Origin of the sequence: Vibrio sp. S12_S33, assembly GCF_963889785.1 — a bacterium.
GTDB classification, from domain to species: domain Bacteria; phylum Pseudomonadota; class Gammaproteobacteria; order Enterobacterales; family Vibrionaceae; genus Vibrio; species Vibrio aestuarianus.
Genome location: NZ_CAWPQZ010000015.1, coordinates 49668 through 64589, shown reverse-complemented (window position 1 = coordinate 64589; position 14922 = coordinate 49668). Strand labels below are relative to the sequence as shown.

Annotated in this window: 12 protein-coding genes and 3 pseudogenes; 8 read left to right on the top strand and 7 right to left on the bottom strand. The window is 43.9% G+C overall.

Translation table 11 applies throughout. The features are described 5' to 3' along the window. The first annotated feature begins 4 nt into the window (after window positions 1–4). The 3 genes from AACW06_RS09325 to AACW06_RS09315 are packed head-to-tail and all read left to right on the top strand — an operon-like array spanning window position 5 to window position 2925. Window positions 5–1714 (top strand): ABC transporter permease, encoded by a 1710-nt coding sequence (locus tag AACW06_RS09325; protein ID WP_192074854.1) that lies wholly within the window; start codon window positions 5–7, stop codon window positions 1712–1714. Next, window positions 1680–2327, top strand: coding sequence for an ATP-binding cassette domain-containing protein (locus AACW06_RS09320; protein WP_192074853.1), 648 nt, complete (start codon window positions 1680–1682; stop codon window positions 2325–2327). Before AACW06_RS09325 ends, AACW06_RS09320 begins: the two co-directional genes overlap by 35 nt. After that, the gene (locus AACW06_RS09315; RefSeq protein ID WP_192074852.1) at window positions 2320–2925 is read left to right on the top strand and encodes a CDP-alcohol phosphatidyltransferase family protein; all 606 of its coding nucleotides are present in this window, start codon (window positions 2320–2322) and stop codon (window positions 2923–2925) included. Before AACW06_RS09320 ends, AACW06_RS09315 begins: the two co-directional genes overlap by 8 nt. Before the next feature lie 17 nt (window positions 2926–2942). On the opposite strand, the gene AACW06_RS09310 is transcribed toward AACW06_RS09315, so the two are convergent. Then, window positions 2943–3473 (bottom strand): 3'-5' exonuclease, encoded by a 531-nt coding sequence (locus tag AACW06_RS09310; protein WP_192074851.1) that lies wholly within the window; start codon window positions 3471–3473, stop codon window positions 2943–2945. Between the two features lie 290 nt (window positions 3474–3763). On the opposite strand from AACW06_RS09310, the gene AACW06_RS09305 reads away from it, so the two are divergent. From AACW06_RS09305 to AACW06_RS09290, 4 genes are all read left to right on the top strand, one after another. Next, complete coding sequence (locus tag AACW06_RS09305) at window positions 3764–4396, top strand: DUF2760 domain-containing protein (RefSeq protein ID WP_192074850.1); 633 nt, start codon at window positions 3764–3766, stop codon at window positions 4394–4396. Continuing rightward, window positions 4396–6279: an Hsp70 family protein gene (locus AACW06_RS09300; RefSeq protein ID WP_192074849.1), complete on the top strand. Its 1884-nt coding sequence runs from the start codon at window positions 4396–4398 to the stop codon at window positions 6277–6279. Before AACW06_RS09305 ends, AACW06_RS09300 begins: the two co-directional genes overlap by 1 nt. A 51-nt stretch (window positions 6280–6330) precedes the next feature. Continuing rightward, a complete protein-coding gene (locus AACW06_RS09295) occupies window positions 6331–9141 on the top strand; it encodes an Hsp70 family protein (RefSeq protein WP_192074848.1) in 2811 nt (936 codons plus the stop codon). Between the two features lie 406 nt (window positions 9142–9547). Next, window positions 9548–10096 carry an MSHA operon transcriptional regulator gene (locus AACW06_RS09290; RefSeq protein WP_192074847.1) on the top strand — a complete coding sequence of 183 codons (549 nt, stop codon included), beginning with the start codon at window positions 9548–9550 and terminating at the stop codon, window positions 10094–10096. A 74-nt stretch (window positions 10097–10170) separates the two neighbouring features. Here AACW06_RS09290 and AACW06_RS09285 read toward each other — a convergent pair whose 3' ends face one another. From AACW06_RS09285 to AACW06_RS09270, 4 genes and pseudogenes are all read right to left on the bottom strand, one after another. Beyond that, on the bottom strand, window positions 10171–10509 hold the full coding sequence (locus AACW06_RS09285) for a YggL 50S ribosome-binding family protein (RefSeq protein WP_192074872.1): 339 nt from the start codon (window positions 10507–10509) through the stop codon (window positions 10171–10173). Window positions 10510–10768: 259 nt separating this feature from the next. Continuing rightward, window positions 10769–10990 (bottom strand): hypothetical protein, encoded by a 222-nt coding sequence (locus tag AACW06_RS09280; RefSeq protein WP_053312281.1) that lies wholly within the window; start codon window positions 10988–10990, stop codon window positions 10769–10771. A 109-nt stretch (window positions 10991–11099) separates the two neighbouring features. Then, window positions 11100–11446: pseudogene (locus AACW06_RS09275) on the bottom strand (substrate-binding domain-containing protein). Between the two features lie 67 nt (window positions 11447–11513). Next, window positions 11514–11702, bottom strand: a pseudogene (locus AACW06_RS09270) (family 1 glycosylhydrolase); the annotation flags it as partial. Window positions 11703–11936: 234 nt separating this feature from the next. Between AACW06_RS09270 and AACW06_RS09265 the strand changes: the two are divergent. Further along, window positions 11937–13313 carry a DEAD/DEAH box helicase gene (locus AACW06_RS09265; RefSeq protein WP_192074845.1) on the top strand — a complete coding sequence of 459 codons (1377 nt, stop codon included), beginning with the start codon at window positions 11937–11939 and terminating at the stop codon, window positions 13311–13313. 98 nt (window positions 13314–13411) lie between these two features. On the opposite strand, the pseudogene AACW06_RS09260 reads toward AACW06_RS09265, so the two are convergent. Both AACW06_RS09260 and AACW06_RS09255 read right to left on the bottom strand, forming a co-directional pair. Further along, window positions 13412–13759, bottom strand: a pseudogene (locus AACW06_RS09260) (type I phosphomannose isomerase catalytic subunit); the annotation flags it as partial. Between the two features lie 14 nt (window positions 13760–13773). After that, the gene (locus AACW06_RS09255; protein ID WP_192074844.1) at window positions 13774–14916 is read right to left on the bottom strand and encodes a glycerate kinase; all 1143 of its coding nucleotides are present in this window, start codon (window positions 14914–14916) and stop codon (window positions 13774–13776) included. Between the last annotated feature and the right edge of the window lie 6 nt (window positions 14917–14922).

Sequence of the window (14922 nt, the reverse complement as noted above, 5' to 3'; positions counted from 1 at the left end):
GTAGATGTTAAGAGCCCTCTATCTGATCATTATTTTAGTTTGTATTGTCCCCACGATCCCCGGTTTACTGGGGGTCGTGGCCTCTTCGTTCGGCTATATACCACCGATTGGCCTGCATCACTTATCACTCGGTGGATTTGCCATGGTCTTTGATTGGCAAGGGGTATGGCGCTCTATTGGACTCACCGTATACTCAGCAATTGCTAGCAGCTATATCGCCTGCTTAATCAGTTTTGCCATTTTACAGGCGAGCTGGGGAAGTAAATTCTGGCGTAAAGTAGAACTCTCTCTTTCGCCACTACTTGCAACGCCGCATGTCGCTTTCGCGATTGGCTTTGCATTCCTGTTTGCACCGACAGGTATGGGGGTTCGTACCTTACACGGTCTGTTCGGCTTTAAGCCAAACTCGTACAATGTAGATGACCTTGCACTGTTTATAAAAGATCCACATGCATTGGGTTTGATAGTGATGCTTGCGCTAAAGGAAGTCCCTTTTCTATTGCTAATGAGCATTTCGATTCTTTCACAACTCAAGATCGATCACATTGAAAAAGTGAGTGCATCTTTAGGCTATAACCAAGCGCAAATGTGGTGGAAATGTATTTTCCCCCAATGGCTGGTAAAACTCCGTTTTCCGATGCTCGCAGTAATCGCTTATAGTCTGTCAGTAGTCGACGTTGCTTTAGTTCTTGGCCCCACCAATCCCCCCACATTTGCCGTATTAGTGTGGCAATGGTTTAGTGACCCCGACCTAACACTATTACCACGCGCTGCCGCCGGAGCGATGGTGCTATTTGCCATTGCTTTAGCATTGATAGCCTTTGCTCGTGGAGTTGAGTGGACGGTCACCAAATTGTGGAGACATTGGCAATATTCAGGCCGTTATGGGGTAATGTTACCCGGTAAAACATTTTTCATTGGTATTATTTCTCTGACCCTTTTGATGGTGCCACTGATGGTCATTTGGAGCTTTGCTCAACGTTGGCGTTTCCCTGATTTACTGCCAAGCCGTTATAGTGACCGATTCTGGCAATTAGAGTGGCACAGTATCTTAAGCACGGTAAACCAAAGTGTGGTCATTGCGATTATCGCCTCCTCAACTGCACTGATTTTTGCCCTCATTGCTCATGAATATCGATGCAAATACCAGTGGCAGATCCCAGGTTATATCATTGCAATCCCGATGCTAATACCACAATTGTCGGTTTTATTCGGGCTACAAGTTGTGGCGCTTTATTTAAAAAGTGATGCCTATTTCTTTTGGGTCATTTGGGCTCATGTTTTTTTTGCTTTTCCTTTTGTCTATCTATCGCTTGACGGCCCTTGGAGAAGCTTTGACAACGGGCTCACCAAGGTCGCATTAAGTCTGGGTAAAACACCGCTACAAACTTGGATGAGAATAAAAATACCAATACTACTACCTGCTATTGTTTTTGCTTGGGCTGTTGGTATTAGCGTAAGTCTTGCGCAATATTTACCCACCTTGATGCTAGGTGCAGGGCGCATCAGTACTGTGACTACCGAAGCAGTTGCATTGTCGAGTGGATTCGACCGCAGAGTGACGGCTATCTATGCCATTTGGCAAGCTATTTTGCCGCTACTATTCTTTTCTTTATCAATATTTATCAGTCGATTACAAATAAAGTATCGCCGAATCACACTAAAAGGTTTATTACCGAATGAGTCTCTGTCTCGAAAACCTCACCATCCGTAAATCCCAAGGTGAGTTACTCTTTTCTTCGCTTAATATGCAAATAGGCAAGGGAGAAATTCTGACCTTAATGGGACCAAGCGGCTGTGGAAAATCAACCTTACTAGATGTAATAGCCGGTCATTTATCCAATGAGTTTGACTATTCAGGGACGTTGACTTTAGAGGGAGTAACCTTAAATTCACTCCCAGCTCATCAACGAGAAGTGGGGATATTATTCCAAGATGATTTGCTTTTCCCTCACCTATCTGTATGGGAAAACCTCGCTTTTGCCCTGCCAAATTCAATAAAAGGCCACCACCGAAAAGAGCTGGCGATACAGGCACTCACTCATATTTCATTAGCCAATTTAGCCAACTCTTTCCCAGACCAAATCTCTGGCGGCCAACGAGCGAGAATCTCATTGATACGAATGCTGTTAGCCAAACCTAAAGTTGCCCTGCTTGATGAACCGTTTAGCAAATTGGACAAAGATCTACGTATACAGTTTAGGGATTGGGTGTTTGAACAACTGAAACAAGCCAACATCCCTGCTTTGATGGTGACACACGATAAGCAGGATGTACCCGCAGGCAGTGCTGTATTAACCTGGCCATGGGAGACAAACCATGCTTGATCGTTTAAGTATCAAAGTCATTCGCACACCTTTAACTCTCGGCGCTCGCCTATTAAATAAATGCGGCATAACCGCCAATCAAACCACCGTGTTTGGTTTTATCGTGGGCTGCTTTGCACTGCCAGCATTGGTAACTGAACAGTACTTATGGGCACTGCTATTTATTGTATTAAACCGAATATGCGATGGCTTGGATGGCGCTCTGGCCAGAATGCAGGGAATAACCGATTCCGGCGGGTTTCTTGATATCAGCTTAGACTTTTTATTCTACTCACTGATTCCATTTGGTTTTGTATTGGCAAATCCAGAACAAAATGCCGTGGCTGGCGCCTTTCTGATTTTTTCATTTATCGGTACTGGCAGCAGTTTTCTTGCTTTTGCTGTTATGGCGGGCAAACGCGGCATCGAAAACCCGGTGTATAAACACAAGTCACTCTATTATATGAGTGGTTTGACAGAAGGCACGGAGACCATCGCCTGTTTCATTGCATTTTGCCTGCTACCAAGCCACTTCTCCATGCTCGCTTATCTATTTGGTGCTGCGTGTTGGTTTACCACCGCTACCCGAATCTATTCTGGCTTTCACACCTTAAAATAAGCCATATGCTTAAGCTTTCACAACATGGTTAGAGCAAGCTTGGCGAGGTTGTAAGCGTCCACATAACCGGAATGCTGACGGCCTTCCCATTCAATACCCTGAGATTCTTGCGCGGCGCGATGGCCTATGCGCTTTTCTTTGAGTCGGTGTTGAATGCGGTACAAGGTCGACAGGTTTAAAAACTCTTTAAATGGCATATCAATGCCTTTTTGTTGACACTCATTAGCAAGAATTATGTCATCTCGCCCCCATGAAGCATAAATTTTATTTGGACCGCCGAAGTTTTTTACCATTGATTTCAACACTTCAACCAAAGGACGGCCTTGCTTTTCAATTTTGCGTGGCGTAATTCCAGTCAGCTCACTACAGAACAGAGACACTTCATCTTGTTCTGGTTTGACATAATATTGTGCACGCTTGACGATTTCACCTGATTGAACATCAATCTCAGCCAAACCAATTTCAATGATTTCGCCAGTTGTCCCAACGCCATTTTTATTCCAACAACACATCTCTAAGTCGAAACAGACAACTCGGTTATAGTTCATTGTTCAGGCGAATCCTTTAATTTAGTTTTCAGAGTGATGAATTTTACCTGACTCGCTGTCAAAACTCGACTCTGTAAAAAGCCGTTCGCACAGTTAGTCGTCGTTCATCGTTCATTTGAGCTTTTATTGTTTAAAGAGTGAGCTATCAAATCGTCTTAATACTGATTAATCCTACTTTCCTGAAGCCTTCAGGCTTGAATATGGTAGACTTCGTCCCTATTTTTAAGTCTATTCAGCGCAGACGTTGCCACTCTAATAACCTCTGCACCATTGTCTACAGAGAATTCCGTATGAACTTCGATTTAAATATGATTCCTACCACATTTGATATGCTGCACGCAGGTCTTGCTGCATCCAGCATTTTACTGCTCATTATTGCCGTTTCTCGCAAATCAAAAGTCGTTGAGAAAATCATTGAAAAACCGGTTGAGAAAATTGTCGAAGTCGAAAAACCGATCGAAAAAATCATTGAAGTTGAGAAAATTGTTGAAGTTGAAAAAGTGATAGAACGTGTGGTTGAAGTCGAATCCAAATTAGCAACTGCCTCAACAGACTCTGCAATGCAACTACTATCCCTTATGCAGCAAGAAGCACGTCTGATTGATTTTCTCAATGAAGATGTCTCTGCTTTTTCTGACGAAGAAGTCGGTGCGGCCGCGCGCGTCATTCACGCCGGCGGTCAAAAAGTTTTGAAAGATTATGTCGAACTAAGCCCAATCCGCTCAGAAGATGAAGAAACTCGCATTACCATTGAAGCTGGTTTTAACCCACAACAGATTCGTCTTACTGGTAATGTTACAGGCAGCGCACCGTTTAATGGCACACTCGTTCATAAAGGTTGGAAAGCAACGTCAATGACACTGCCAAAATTAGCAGAAAACTACGACGCTAGTATCATCGCCCCTGCTGAGGTTGAACTGTAATGGAACAACAATTCCCTAAATTCAGTGTTGGTATCGATTTAGGTACCACCCACTGCGTACTCTCTTTTGTTGATACTCAAGATGAAGATGCACGCGTTTCAGTGATGAGCATTCCGCAGCTCACCGCACCAGGCACCGTGGAAAGTCGAACTCAATTAGCTTCGTTTTTATACCAACCTCACGAACATGAAATGAACGCTGCTTCACGTGTTTTACCTTGGTCAACAGAACCAACCGCTTTAGTTGGCGCGATTGCGCGTAACCTTGGCAGTAAAACCCCGATTCGTCTTGTCGCTAGTGCAAAATCATGGTTGTGCCATGGTGGTGTCAATCGCAGAGAAGCTTTTCTTCCCGCCGGAAGCAGTGATGATATTGAAAAAGTTTCGCCACTAAAAGCAACGGAATATTATTTAGAACATTTAAAAGCAGCATGGGATCATACTCATCCAGAGCAGCCACTCTCTGAGCAAGATGTGACTATTACCGTCCCCGCTTCTTTTGACCCGGCCGCCCGTGATTTAACTGCAGAAGCAGCACGTAACGTTGGTTTTGATCACCTAACACTGCTTGAAGAACCGCAAGCTGCACTCTATAGCTGGATCGATAACAGCAATGAGACGTGGCGTGATGAAGTTAATGTTGGTGATATTGTATTAGTCGTCGACATTGGTGGTGGTACCACCGACCTTTCTTTAGTTGAAGTAACTGAAGAGGAAGGCAACCTAACTTTAAATCGTATTGCCGTCGGTGAGCATATCTTACTTGGTGGCGACAACATGGATCTCGCTCTTGCCTATCGCCTTAAAATGAAACTGGCGCAAGAAGGTAAAGAACTAGCTCCGTGGCAAATACAAGCGATGACACACGCTTGTCGTGATGCCAAAGAAGCGCTACTTAACGACCGCGAACTCGCTTCCGTGCCGATTGTTGTGCCTAGCCGAGGCTCAAAGCTACTCGGTAGCACACTAAAAACAGAACTGACTCAACAAGAAGTTCAGCAAATGTTAGTGGATGGCTTTTTCCCAAGTGTCAGCATTAGTGAGCATCCCGTACAAAAAACGCGCGGCGCACTGACTCAAATGGGCTTACCTTACGCACAAGATGCTGGTATCACTCGTCATATTGCGGCTTTCTTGTCAAAGCAAGCTAATGCCACCGGTGAAACAACTACGCACAATGAATATAACCCTTTTGCGGGTATGCCTGGTATGGGAGACGCCCCAAAAGCCGATTTCATCAAACCTACGGCTGTTTTATTTAACGGTGGTGTGCTGAAGTCGAATTTACTGGCCGATCGTTTATTTGGGATCATTAACGCATGGCTAAGTTCGGCTAACGCGGCGCACGCTAAACGTTTAAGCGGTTTAGATCTTGATCTTGCCGTTGCTAGCGGCGCTGCCTATTATGGTGCGGTTCGCCGTGGTCAGGGCGTTCGTATTCGCGGTGGCATTGCCTCTAGCTACTACGTAGGAATTGAAAGTGCAATGCCTGCCATACCGGGAATGGCACCACCAATGGAAGCACTATGTGTCGCTCCATTTGGTATGGAAGAAGGTTCGAGCACACCAGTGCCTAGCCAAGAATTTGGGTTAGTAATTGGAGAGCCTGTGCATTTCCAATTCTTTGGGTCAACCGTACGTCGTGAAGATCAAGCAGGTACTCACCTCGATTACTGGGCACCCGATGAATTAGAAGAACTTCCAGAAATTCAAGTAACGCTACCAATATCTGAAGGACGTCGTCAAGGTGATGTCGTGCCAGTGACGTTAGCTTCACGTGTCACGGAATTAGGCACTTTATATCTTGAGGCAATTGCTTCTGATAATGGCCAAAAATGGCACGTAGAATTCGATGTGCGAGAAGATTCGCAATCCACTCAGTAAACTTTGAAGCGGCATCTTTATGGATGCCGTTTTTGGAACATAGGTGCCACCATGACCTCTCCTCGTTTTCTTGTCGGTATTGATTTAGGAACCACCAATACTGTGGTCGCATTTTGTGAAATAACCGATCAATTAGAAAGTTCCCCCGTTAGTCTTTTTGAGATTGACCAACTCATCGGCCCCGGTGAAGTGGTTCGTAAACCTTTATTACCATCATTTCGCTATCACCCTGCTGATGGACAAATTTCAGCCAATGACTTAACCCTACCGTGGAATATTCAACCTGTTACTGGTGACACGACCAATGTCATCATCGGCCAATGGGCTCGCGATCTCGGAGCAAAAGTGGAAGGACGCCAAGTCTCTAGTGCCAAAAGCTGGCTTTCACACCAAGCGGTTGATCGTCGACAAGATATCTTGCCTTGGGCTGGTGCGGCAGATGTCGATAAAGTGTCGCCTGTTGTGGCAAGTGCCAGTTACTTAAACCACATTAGACAAGCTTGGAATTACCGACACCCAAGTAACCGATTGGAAGATCAAGAAGTCGTCGTTACGGTACCAGCTTCTTTTGATGAAACTGCACGTAAACTCACCGTTGAAGCGGCTTCACTTGCAGGCTTGAATCGCATTGTCTTACTCGAAGAACCACAAGCGGTATGCTATGACTGGTACGCACGCCACCGCCATACTGCCGCAGATGAATTACAACAATTGCCTTTAATTTTAGTATGTGATGTTGGCGGCGGAACGACAGATTTAAGTTTGATTGAAGCAAAACACTCAGATCAAGGTGAGCTATCACTCGACCGAATCGGCGTGGGTGAACATTTAATGCTAGGGGGTGATAACCTCGACTTAGCCCTCGCGCATTTGGCTGAGCAACGTTTCAATCAATCGAAAAAACTCACAGCCGCAAGTTTAACCAAACTGATTCAACAAACTCGACAAGCCAAAGAGCAGCTGCTTTCAAACCAAGCACCCGATGAAATGAAAATCACGATGCTCGGCAGCGGCTCAAAACTGCTGGGGGGAACAAAAAGTATTTCCCTGACCAAGCAAGAAGTGCATCAAATCGCCCTAGATGGTTTTTTCCCAATATCTTCCTTTAATGACGTTCCAAACAGACGCCGCAGTGCCGTTGTTGAATTTGGTTTGCCTTATGTGGCAGACCCAGCGGTCAGTAAGCATATCGCCGAATTTTTGACCCAGCATCAACACGTGTCACGCAGCGCTCTAAAGCATGAGCAAAACACCCCCGCCATTCCGGTTGGGCTTTTACTTAATGGCGGCGTGTTTAATAGTGAATTAATTACTTCACGCATTATCCAATTACTAACACATTGGCGCGGTTCTGATATCACCGTTCTTGATAACCCTCATCCCGACTGGTCTGTTGCATTGGGTGCGGTTGCCTTTAGTAAAGCTCGCCGGGGTGCACAACTTAAAATTGGCGGGGGATCTGCCCGATCTTATTTCTTGCATCTACCAGAAAGAAATAAACTAGGTAAAGCATTGTGTCTTCTTGCCAAAGGCACAGAAGAAGGACAAGAGATTCGACTCACCAGCCGACGTTTTTCACTCACGTTAGGTGAACCGGTTCGTTTCAACCTATTGACGTCCACTCATGACACATTATCCAACAATACCGCTCTACAAAATGGCATTTTGGTGCCCGTTGATCATGATATGTTTAGCCCTCTCCCGCCTTACATTACGAGCTTGGATGGTACAGATGAACCAACCATGCATGCCAATCAAAAGCAGAGAGTGGAAGTGCAACTGGCTTGCCAGCTGACCGAGGTTGGCACACTAAAAATTGAGTGTGTCAGTGTGGAAGATGAGAGTAAACGCTGGCAACTTGAATTTGAAGTACGTAACCAACAAGCCAGTGATGATGAACAAGTTAAACTTCATCCTCGCTTGCAAGACTCGAAAGATCTGATCACCCGCCTTTACAGCGGCAATAAAAATAGTGCCGATAGTCAGGCAATAAAAACACTCAGCAAAGACTTAGAAAAATGGCTAGGAAAACGAGATGAGTGGGATTTTACTACGCTACGTCACTTATTTGATTCGTTCACACAAGGGAGAAAGCGTCGACGTCGTTCTGAGCAGCATGAGAAAAACTGGCTACGTTTAGCGGGTTTTGCTCTTCGACCTGGGTTTGGTGACCTAACCGATGCATGGCGCATTGAACAAATTTGGAGTTTATACCAACAAGGTATTCAGTTTCAGAATCATCAAGGTTGGAGCGATTGGTGGGTATTTTGGCGACGTATTGCTGGTGGATTAAATCAAGAACAGCAGGAAACCATTTTGTCCGATATTGCCAGATACCTTCATCCTGGAGCAATGAAAAACCCTAAATCGGCACAAGAAGCGCAAAATAAAGGTTATGAATCGATGGTACGACTTGCGGCTTCGCTAGAAAATCTAGAAGTGGAAGATAAAGTGTTATTAGCAAGCTGGTTTTTAAATAAAGCCATCAACCATACTCAATTTGAACAAGCACATTGGTGGGCGGTTGGCCGACTAGCATCTCGCACTCCATTATATGGCAGCCACCATTCGGTTATCCCCCGAGAACAAGCAGAGCAATGGCTTCCTAAAATACTGGAACAAAACTGGCAAAAAGAGCCAATGATAGCCTTTGCTGCAGTGATGATATGCAGAAAAACAGGCGATAGACAGCTTGATATTTCAGATCAATACCGCTCGCAAGTGTTAAGTAAGTTAAAACAGAGTAGAGTCGCGGAATCTTGGGTCGCGCTTGTCGAGGAAGTGAATACTCTTTCAGAAAGTGAATCAAAGCGTGTATTCGGTGATGCCCTGCCAAATGGACTAATTTTACTTAACCAATAACATCAAAAGCACCATATCTTCGATTTTACCTTTTACAAGCCCCCTATGGGAAAAGCTATGAGGTATGGTGCTTTATCTCTAGATGAGTTTATTTCTATTAACTTGATTCGGCAATACAACGAATTATCTCTAAATTTTTCAACAAAAAATCAAATATTTCGATCTCTGCACATATTTAACGCCATGCTAAGCTCGCATTTTTGTATAAACCTTGTAGAATCTCTCATACTCACAGCACATCGAAATGATGATGGATAGCGTGAGATCTATACGTAATTACAATAATTCAACTTTACGTCGTTGGCTGTCATTGTTGGCATTTCATAAATTATGGTGCCGTTTTCATCGGGCAAATAATCTCAATATTTGTTTCAAGTGATGTATTTAACTAATTACTGTAGAAGTCATGAACGAAGATAAATTTACTAATGTCTACCGCCTACCAGGCTCATTACAAATTCGAATTTCCAAATGGCAAAGAACCTTTAAGGGTACGTCAGATTTGGTGCTACACCAAGTATTGGTCGCAAGAAACAAGCAATTTAGGAAACCCAACTTTTTCCCAAAAGGCTGGTGCGTAAACCTATTTGATGAAAATGATATTTCGATTACTCATCATGGCCGTTATATCCAAACGAGCATGAGAACGATGATCGATCGTAAAGTATCGTATAAGCGAGTCTATCTATCACGTGTTCCTCTCGAGCAGGCGGAGCCGGCCTTGCGCAAATATAAGCAAGAATGGATTCGTAACTTTAATCGTATAGCAAAAGAGTATAATCAGAGTAAGAAAAAGCAGTTCTTGAATTTTGCTAGAGAAGAAGCAGAGACACTTTATCCATCAATTCCTAAAGAAGGTTTTGACAAAGCGCTATGGAATAAGTTGGTAGTTTCCAAATTAGGCCCTGCTCAGAAATACAGCAACCCTTATTTCGTTAAGCAGGCTGATTTTTAGTTAGTAAAAAGCCAGAGTAAACACACTCTGGCTTTTCGTCATCGACTTAATGAGACTTTATCAAGTTATCGTGATTATGCGTAATTCGCGTCAACTAATTCACTAACGTCAACTTTGTTTACTTCCGCACGGCTTTCTAGCCATTTCACGACTTGTGCTTTTTCTTCTTCTGTCACTGAACGGTAACGATCCGTTGCACACAAGAATCCTTCGAATAGCTCTAGACCACCGCCGCCGAAGCACAGACCAATGCTGTCTATGTAATCAATAAACTCATCAACGAAGAGATCATATTGCTCGAAATCTTTGATAGATGTCGCGCAGCTAACTTCAAAACCTAAAATCGCAAATTCACCTAAAAATAGTTTTTTACGGATACGGCGGTTTTTGTTTTCTAGCTTCTCAATTTTCATCATCTTCTCTCTTTCGGTTTGAATGGCGCTTTTATACACCTTTCGACTTCATTTCCCAAATGATTCCTAAACAAAACCATCTCAAGTGGCCAATTTCAAAGCAGTCCGTATATTTGACTGGGCACTTCTCTCACTGAAAACACTGCGTTAACTCTACTGTAGCGAATATATAAAACAGTTAAGCCGAATAGCTAAAAGAGAAGAGCCACTTCAACGGCTCCTCTCTCTTTATTAGATTGATGAGTAATTTGATCAATGGTTAATGCTGAACACCAGATGGATTTTCACCAAACTCTGCCTGCTCATAGATATCAGCCAAGCTCTTTGCACGTTTAGCAACCTTGCGACGTTTTGTTGGTTCAAAGTACTGCTCGACTTGTTTTAGCGTTTCTTCATGTTCTTGAGCAGATTGGACAAAGTCTGGATTGGCTAACGCCTCTTGGCGAAGGCGGTTAACTCGTTCTAACGTTTCCCACAACATATTTCACCTCCAACTTTACTGTATATACATACAGATTAGTAGAAGCTATTACGATGTCAAGTTTTTTACTGTTTGTTTATACAGTTTTTTTTGAAAAAATAAATAGATATCAGCAAGTAGCTGATGCTGTTGACTCGCGTTGAATAAGCTGACCTAAATAGCACCGAGCCGTAACTAGTTGAATATTTTTCCTTTCAGCCAGCTGTAGAGCTAATTCCACCGCGTCTTTCGTTAACTGCTCAATCGGTAAAGAGACCGTTGATAAGCTAGGGACTGAATAAGCCGCTGCGGTTCATCATTAATACCAATCACTGACACATCAGAGGGGATCGAAAGACCATGTTCGTGCAGGGCTCTCATCGCTCCTAACGCCATATCATCGTTACAGGCTAAAATAGCACTAAAGATAGCTTTTTGTTCTAAGAACTTCATAACTGCAGCATACCCTGACTGCATCATATTATCGCCTTCAAACGTTAAAGCGGCGTCAAAAGCAATACCAGCTTGTGCAAGTTTGTAGTGGTTGGTGGTTTGGGTAAAAATAATGATCACCAACGCCATCAGTAATCACTCGAGGTACTTCATGAGCCCCTTTCGATAAAACATCAACAATGCTGATGCCTTTACTTGCTTTATCCCAACCACCTTCAACTTGGTGTGCTGCAACCGCACCACCCCATAAAAAATTTTTTGGAAGCCCACTATTTTGCATCGAATCCACCTTTCATTTCACTTTCATTCAGAAAACATAGCCAATGCATGTTGACCACATCATAAACGATTCAACTCACCCATTAAGTAATTATTTAAGCTAAACAACGTAACGTTTCGTTTTGAAGTAATCGCAGACATACATTCCATAGCACTTTCAGCGTGACTGCTGTATGCTTGCGCCTTTCCGCAACATGATGCGGATCACTATTCTTTTACATATCGAGACATTTTAATGAGTTTTGCCTCTCTGGGTTTATCTAATGCTATCCTGAAAGCTGTCGCTTCTCAGGGTTACGAAACACCATCGCCAATTCAGGCGCAAGCCATACCAGCCGTACTTGAAGGCAAAGATGTGATGGCAGCTGCTCAGACAGGCACAGGTAAAACCGCAGGATTCACCCTTCCTATTTTAGATTTACTCGTGAAAGGGCCGAAAGCAGGACCGAACCAAGTTCGTGCTTTAATTCTCACTCCAACCCGTGAGTTAGCAGCCCAAGTTGCCGATAACGTCACCACTTATGGACAGAATTTACCGCTTAAATCTGAAGTGGTTTTTGGTGGGGTCAAAGTGAATCCACAAATGATGAAAATGCGTCGTGGAGTGGACGTTTTGGTTGCCACACCAGGCCGCCTGCTTGATCTCTACAATCAAAAAGCGATTAAATTTAATCAGTTAGAAATATTGGTTCTTGATGAAGCTGACCGCATGCTGGATATGGGTTTTATTCGAGACATCAAAAAGATTCTTGCGTTACTGCCGCCTAAACGTCAAAACCTTTTATTTTCAGCGACATTTTCTGATGAGATAAGACAACTAGCGAAAGGGTTGGTCAATAATCCAGTCGAGATTTCAGTTACACCACGCAACAGTACCGCTAAAACGGTTAAACAGTGGGTTCACCCCGTTGATAAGTCTAAAAAACCGTCGTTGCTGATCAAATTGATCAACGACAATAACTGGAAACAGGCACTGGTTTTCACGCGCACTAAACATGGTGCAAACCGTTTAACTGCCCAGTTAGAGAAAAGTGGCATCGCTGCTGCGGCTATTCACGGAAACAAGAGTCAAGGTGCTCGTACCAAGGCTTTAGCCAACTTTAAAAATGGTGAAATTCGTATTCTTGTTGCAACGGATATCGCTGCACGTGGAATCGATATTGACCAGTTACCACAGGTAGTCAATTTTGAACTGCCGAATGTCCCTGAAGATTATGTACACCGCATTGGTCGTACTGGCCGTGCTGGCGCTGAAGGTAATGCGATTTCTTTAGTGTGCGCTGATGAAGCGAAAGATATGTTTGCTATTGAACGCCTGACGCAAAATGTGCTAGAACGTATTGAAATTGAAGCTTTTTCTCCGGTCAATAAACTGCCAAACTCGCCATCACTTTTGCCTATGAAAGCGAAAAAGCCAAAGAAACCTAAAAAAGATAAGCCAGAGCATAACGATGGTCAACGCTCAGGTAATGTGGCCAACGGTCGCAACGCCAATACGTCGAACAAGCCCAAACGCAACCCAAGCAATGCAGTTACTACCCAAGGTACGAAACCAACTCGTAGTGGTGGACAAAATCGACCTCGACGAGCTCCCAAAAGCGCTCTGGCGTAAGACCATCAATTATCTTTAACGAGAAAAGAGGTGTCTAAGCCTCTTTTCTTGCTTTCACTGAACCATAAACTTGAATGAAAAAAAGCCGATTCCGTGAGTATCCCTTTTAGGTTTTCTCGTTCAAAGCCTTGTTTCGCTTTTCGCTTACTTGGATGCACTTGAATAGAAAGTGGGGTCTCTGCCGCTAGCACTTTAAACAAAAAAGGAAGGTCACCAAAACGTGCCGCCGTGTAGTCACCTAAGATATCCATTTTGTTTTATTCAATAACGTCTGACAGTGGCTCACCAGTTTCATTCAGTCTAGAGCAACCATTAGGGTGAGCACCCATCCAGATCTCAGCCTGTGGTTCTTGAGCCGGATTATTAATACTAAACAGATCATGAATGGAGTTTCTGCTACCCCATGCGTAGTTTTGAATAACATTATCTAGTTTATATAGATACATAACTACTCCTCACTTTAATCTAATATTTTGGCGCCAAGCTTAAGTGTGGCTGCAATATTACGGGCTGTACGAATGAGGTTACTTCTCGCTTCAGTAAGGACTTGTTCTAGTGGTTGCGGAGAACGAACTGTGCCAAAAGTACAATTTATCGTACTGTATAACTCATCAATTTCTTGGCCCAGTGAACCAGCAATGCCAATGATTGGAATGTCTTTACGCAGTGCGCGCTTTGCAATGCCAAAGGGAGCCTTTCCTTCTAAGGTTTGGTTATCCATTTGCCCCTCCCCTGTTATTACAATATCAGCACCTTCTAGTACTTTGTCCGCATCCAGTACATCTAGCACCATCTCAATACCTTGCTTGACTTGAATGTCGAACAAAAGAGATAGTCCCATCGGCGTACCGCCAGCCGCGCCAAAACTCACTGTTCCAGAATGATCGATGGCTGTTGTCTTAGCGCTCACAGCGGCAAAATGTGCAACGGCGATATCTAGCTGTTTAACAAGCTCTGGCGTTGCCCCCTTCTGTGGGCCGAAGGTATAACTCGCACCATTTTCACCAATCAGTGGGTTTTCTACATCACACGCAACGATAAATTCCACCTCCTTTGTTCGCGGGTGGATATCCGAGAAATCAATAGTTGTAATGTCAACCAAGGCAGCACCACCACGAGCCAATTCATTACCTTGTTCATCTATTAGTTTAACGCCCAACGCTTGTACAATTCCTGCACCCGCATCATTGGTCGCACTGCCTCCTAACCCAAGTAAAACCTTAGAAACGCCAAGATTTAACGCTTCCTTAATTAGTTCACCAGTGCCATAACTTGTCGTTAACGCAGGATTTCGTTGCTCATGTGGAACGAGGTCGAGACCTGAAGCAGCAGCAAACTCGATCAGCGCAGTTTGGCCACCATCCAATAGAGCCCATCTGGCTGTGATAACCTCGCCTAAAGGGCCAGTAACTTTAGATTGACGAACCTCACCCTCAAGTCCTTGCATCAATACCTCGACCGTCCCTTCACCTCCATCTGCCAATGGCAAATGAACATATTCGGCTTTGGGGAAGATTTGAGCAAACCCGGCTTCTATGCATTCGCATACTTGTTTAGCTGATAACGACTCTTTAAATGAGTCAGGAGCTATAACAATCTTCATAATTGT

Coding starts and splice junctions, on each gene's coding strand:
- AACW06_RS09325 (WP_192074854.1), top strand. CDS start 5: ATGTTAAGAGCCCTCTATCTGATCATTATTTTAGTTTGTATTGTCCCC.
- AACW06_RS09305 (WP_192074850.1), top strand. CDS start 3,764: ATGAACTTCGATTTAAATATGATTCCTACCACATTTGATATGCTGCAC.
- AACW06_RS09320 (WP_192074853.1), top strand. CDS start 1,680: ATGAGTCTCTGTCTCGAAAACCTCACCATCCGTAAATCCCAAGGTGAG.
- AACW06_RS09315 (WP_192074852.1), top strand. CDS start 2,320: ATGCTTGATCGTTTAAGTATCAAAGTCATTCGCACACCTTTAACTCTC.
- AACW06_RS09290 (WP_192074847.1), top strand. CDS start 9,548: ATGAACGAAGATAAATTTACTAATGTCTACCGCCTACCAGGCTCATTA.
- AACW06_RS09280 (WP_053312281.1), bottom strand. CDS start 10,990: ATGTTGTGGGAAACGTTAGAACGAGTTAACCGCCTTCGCCAAGAGGCG.
- AACW06_RS09265 (WP_192074845.1), top strand. CDS start 11,937: ATGAGTTTTGCCTCTCTGGGTTTATCTAATGCTATCCTGAAAGCTGTC.
- AACW06_RS09300 (WP_192074849.1), top strand. CDS start 4,396: ATGGAACAACAATTCCCTAAATTCAGTGTTGGTATCGATTTAGGTACC.
- AACW06_RS09255 (WP_192074844.1), bottom strand. CDS start 14,916: ATGAAGATTGTTATAGCTCCTGACTCATTTAAAGAGTCGTTATCAGCT.
- AACW06_RS09295 (WP_192074848.1), top strand. CDS start 6,331: ATGACCTCTCCTCGTTTTCTTGTCGGTATTGATTTAGGAACCACCAAT.
- AACW06_RS09285 (WP_192074872.1), bottom strand. CDS start 10,509: ATGAAAATTGAGAAGCTAGAAAACAAAAACCGCCGTATCCGTAAAAAA.
- AACW06_RS09310 (WP_192074851.1), bottom strand. CDS start 3,473: ATGAACTATAACCGAGTTGTCTGTTTCGACTTAGAGATGTGTTGTTGG.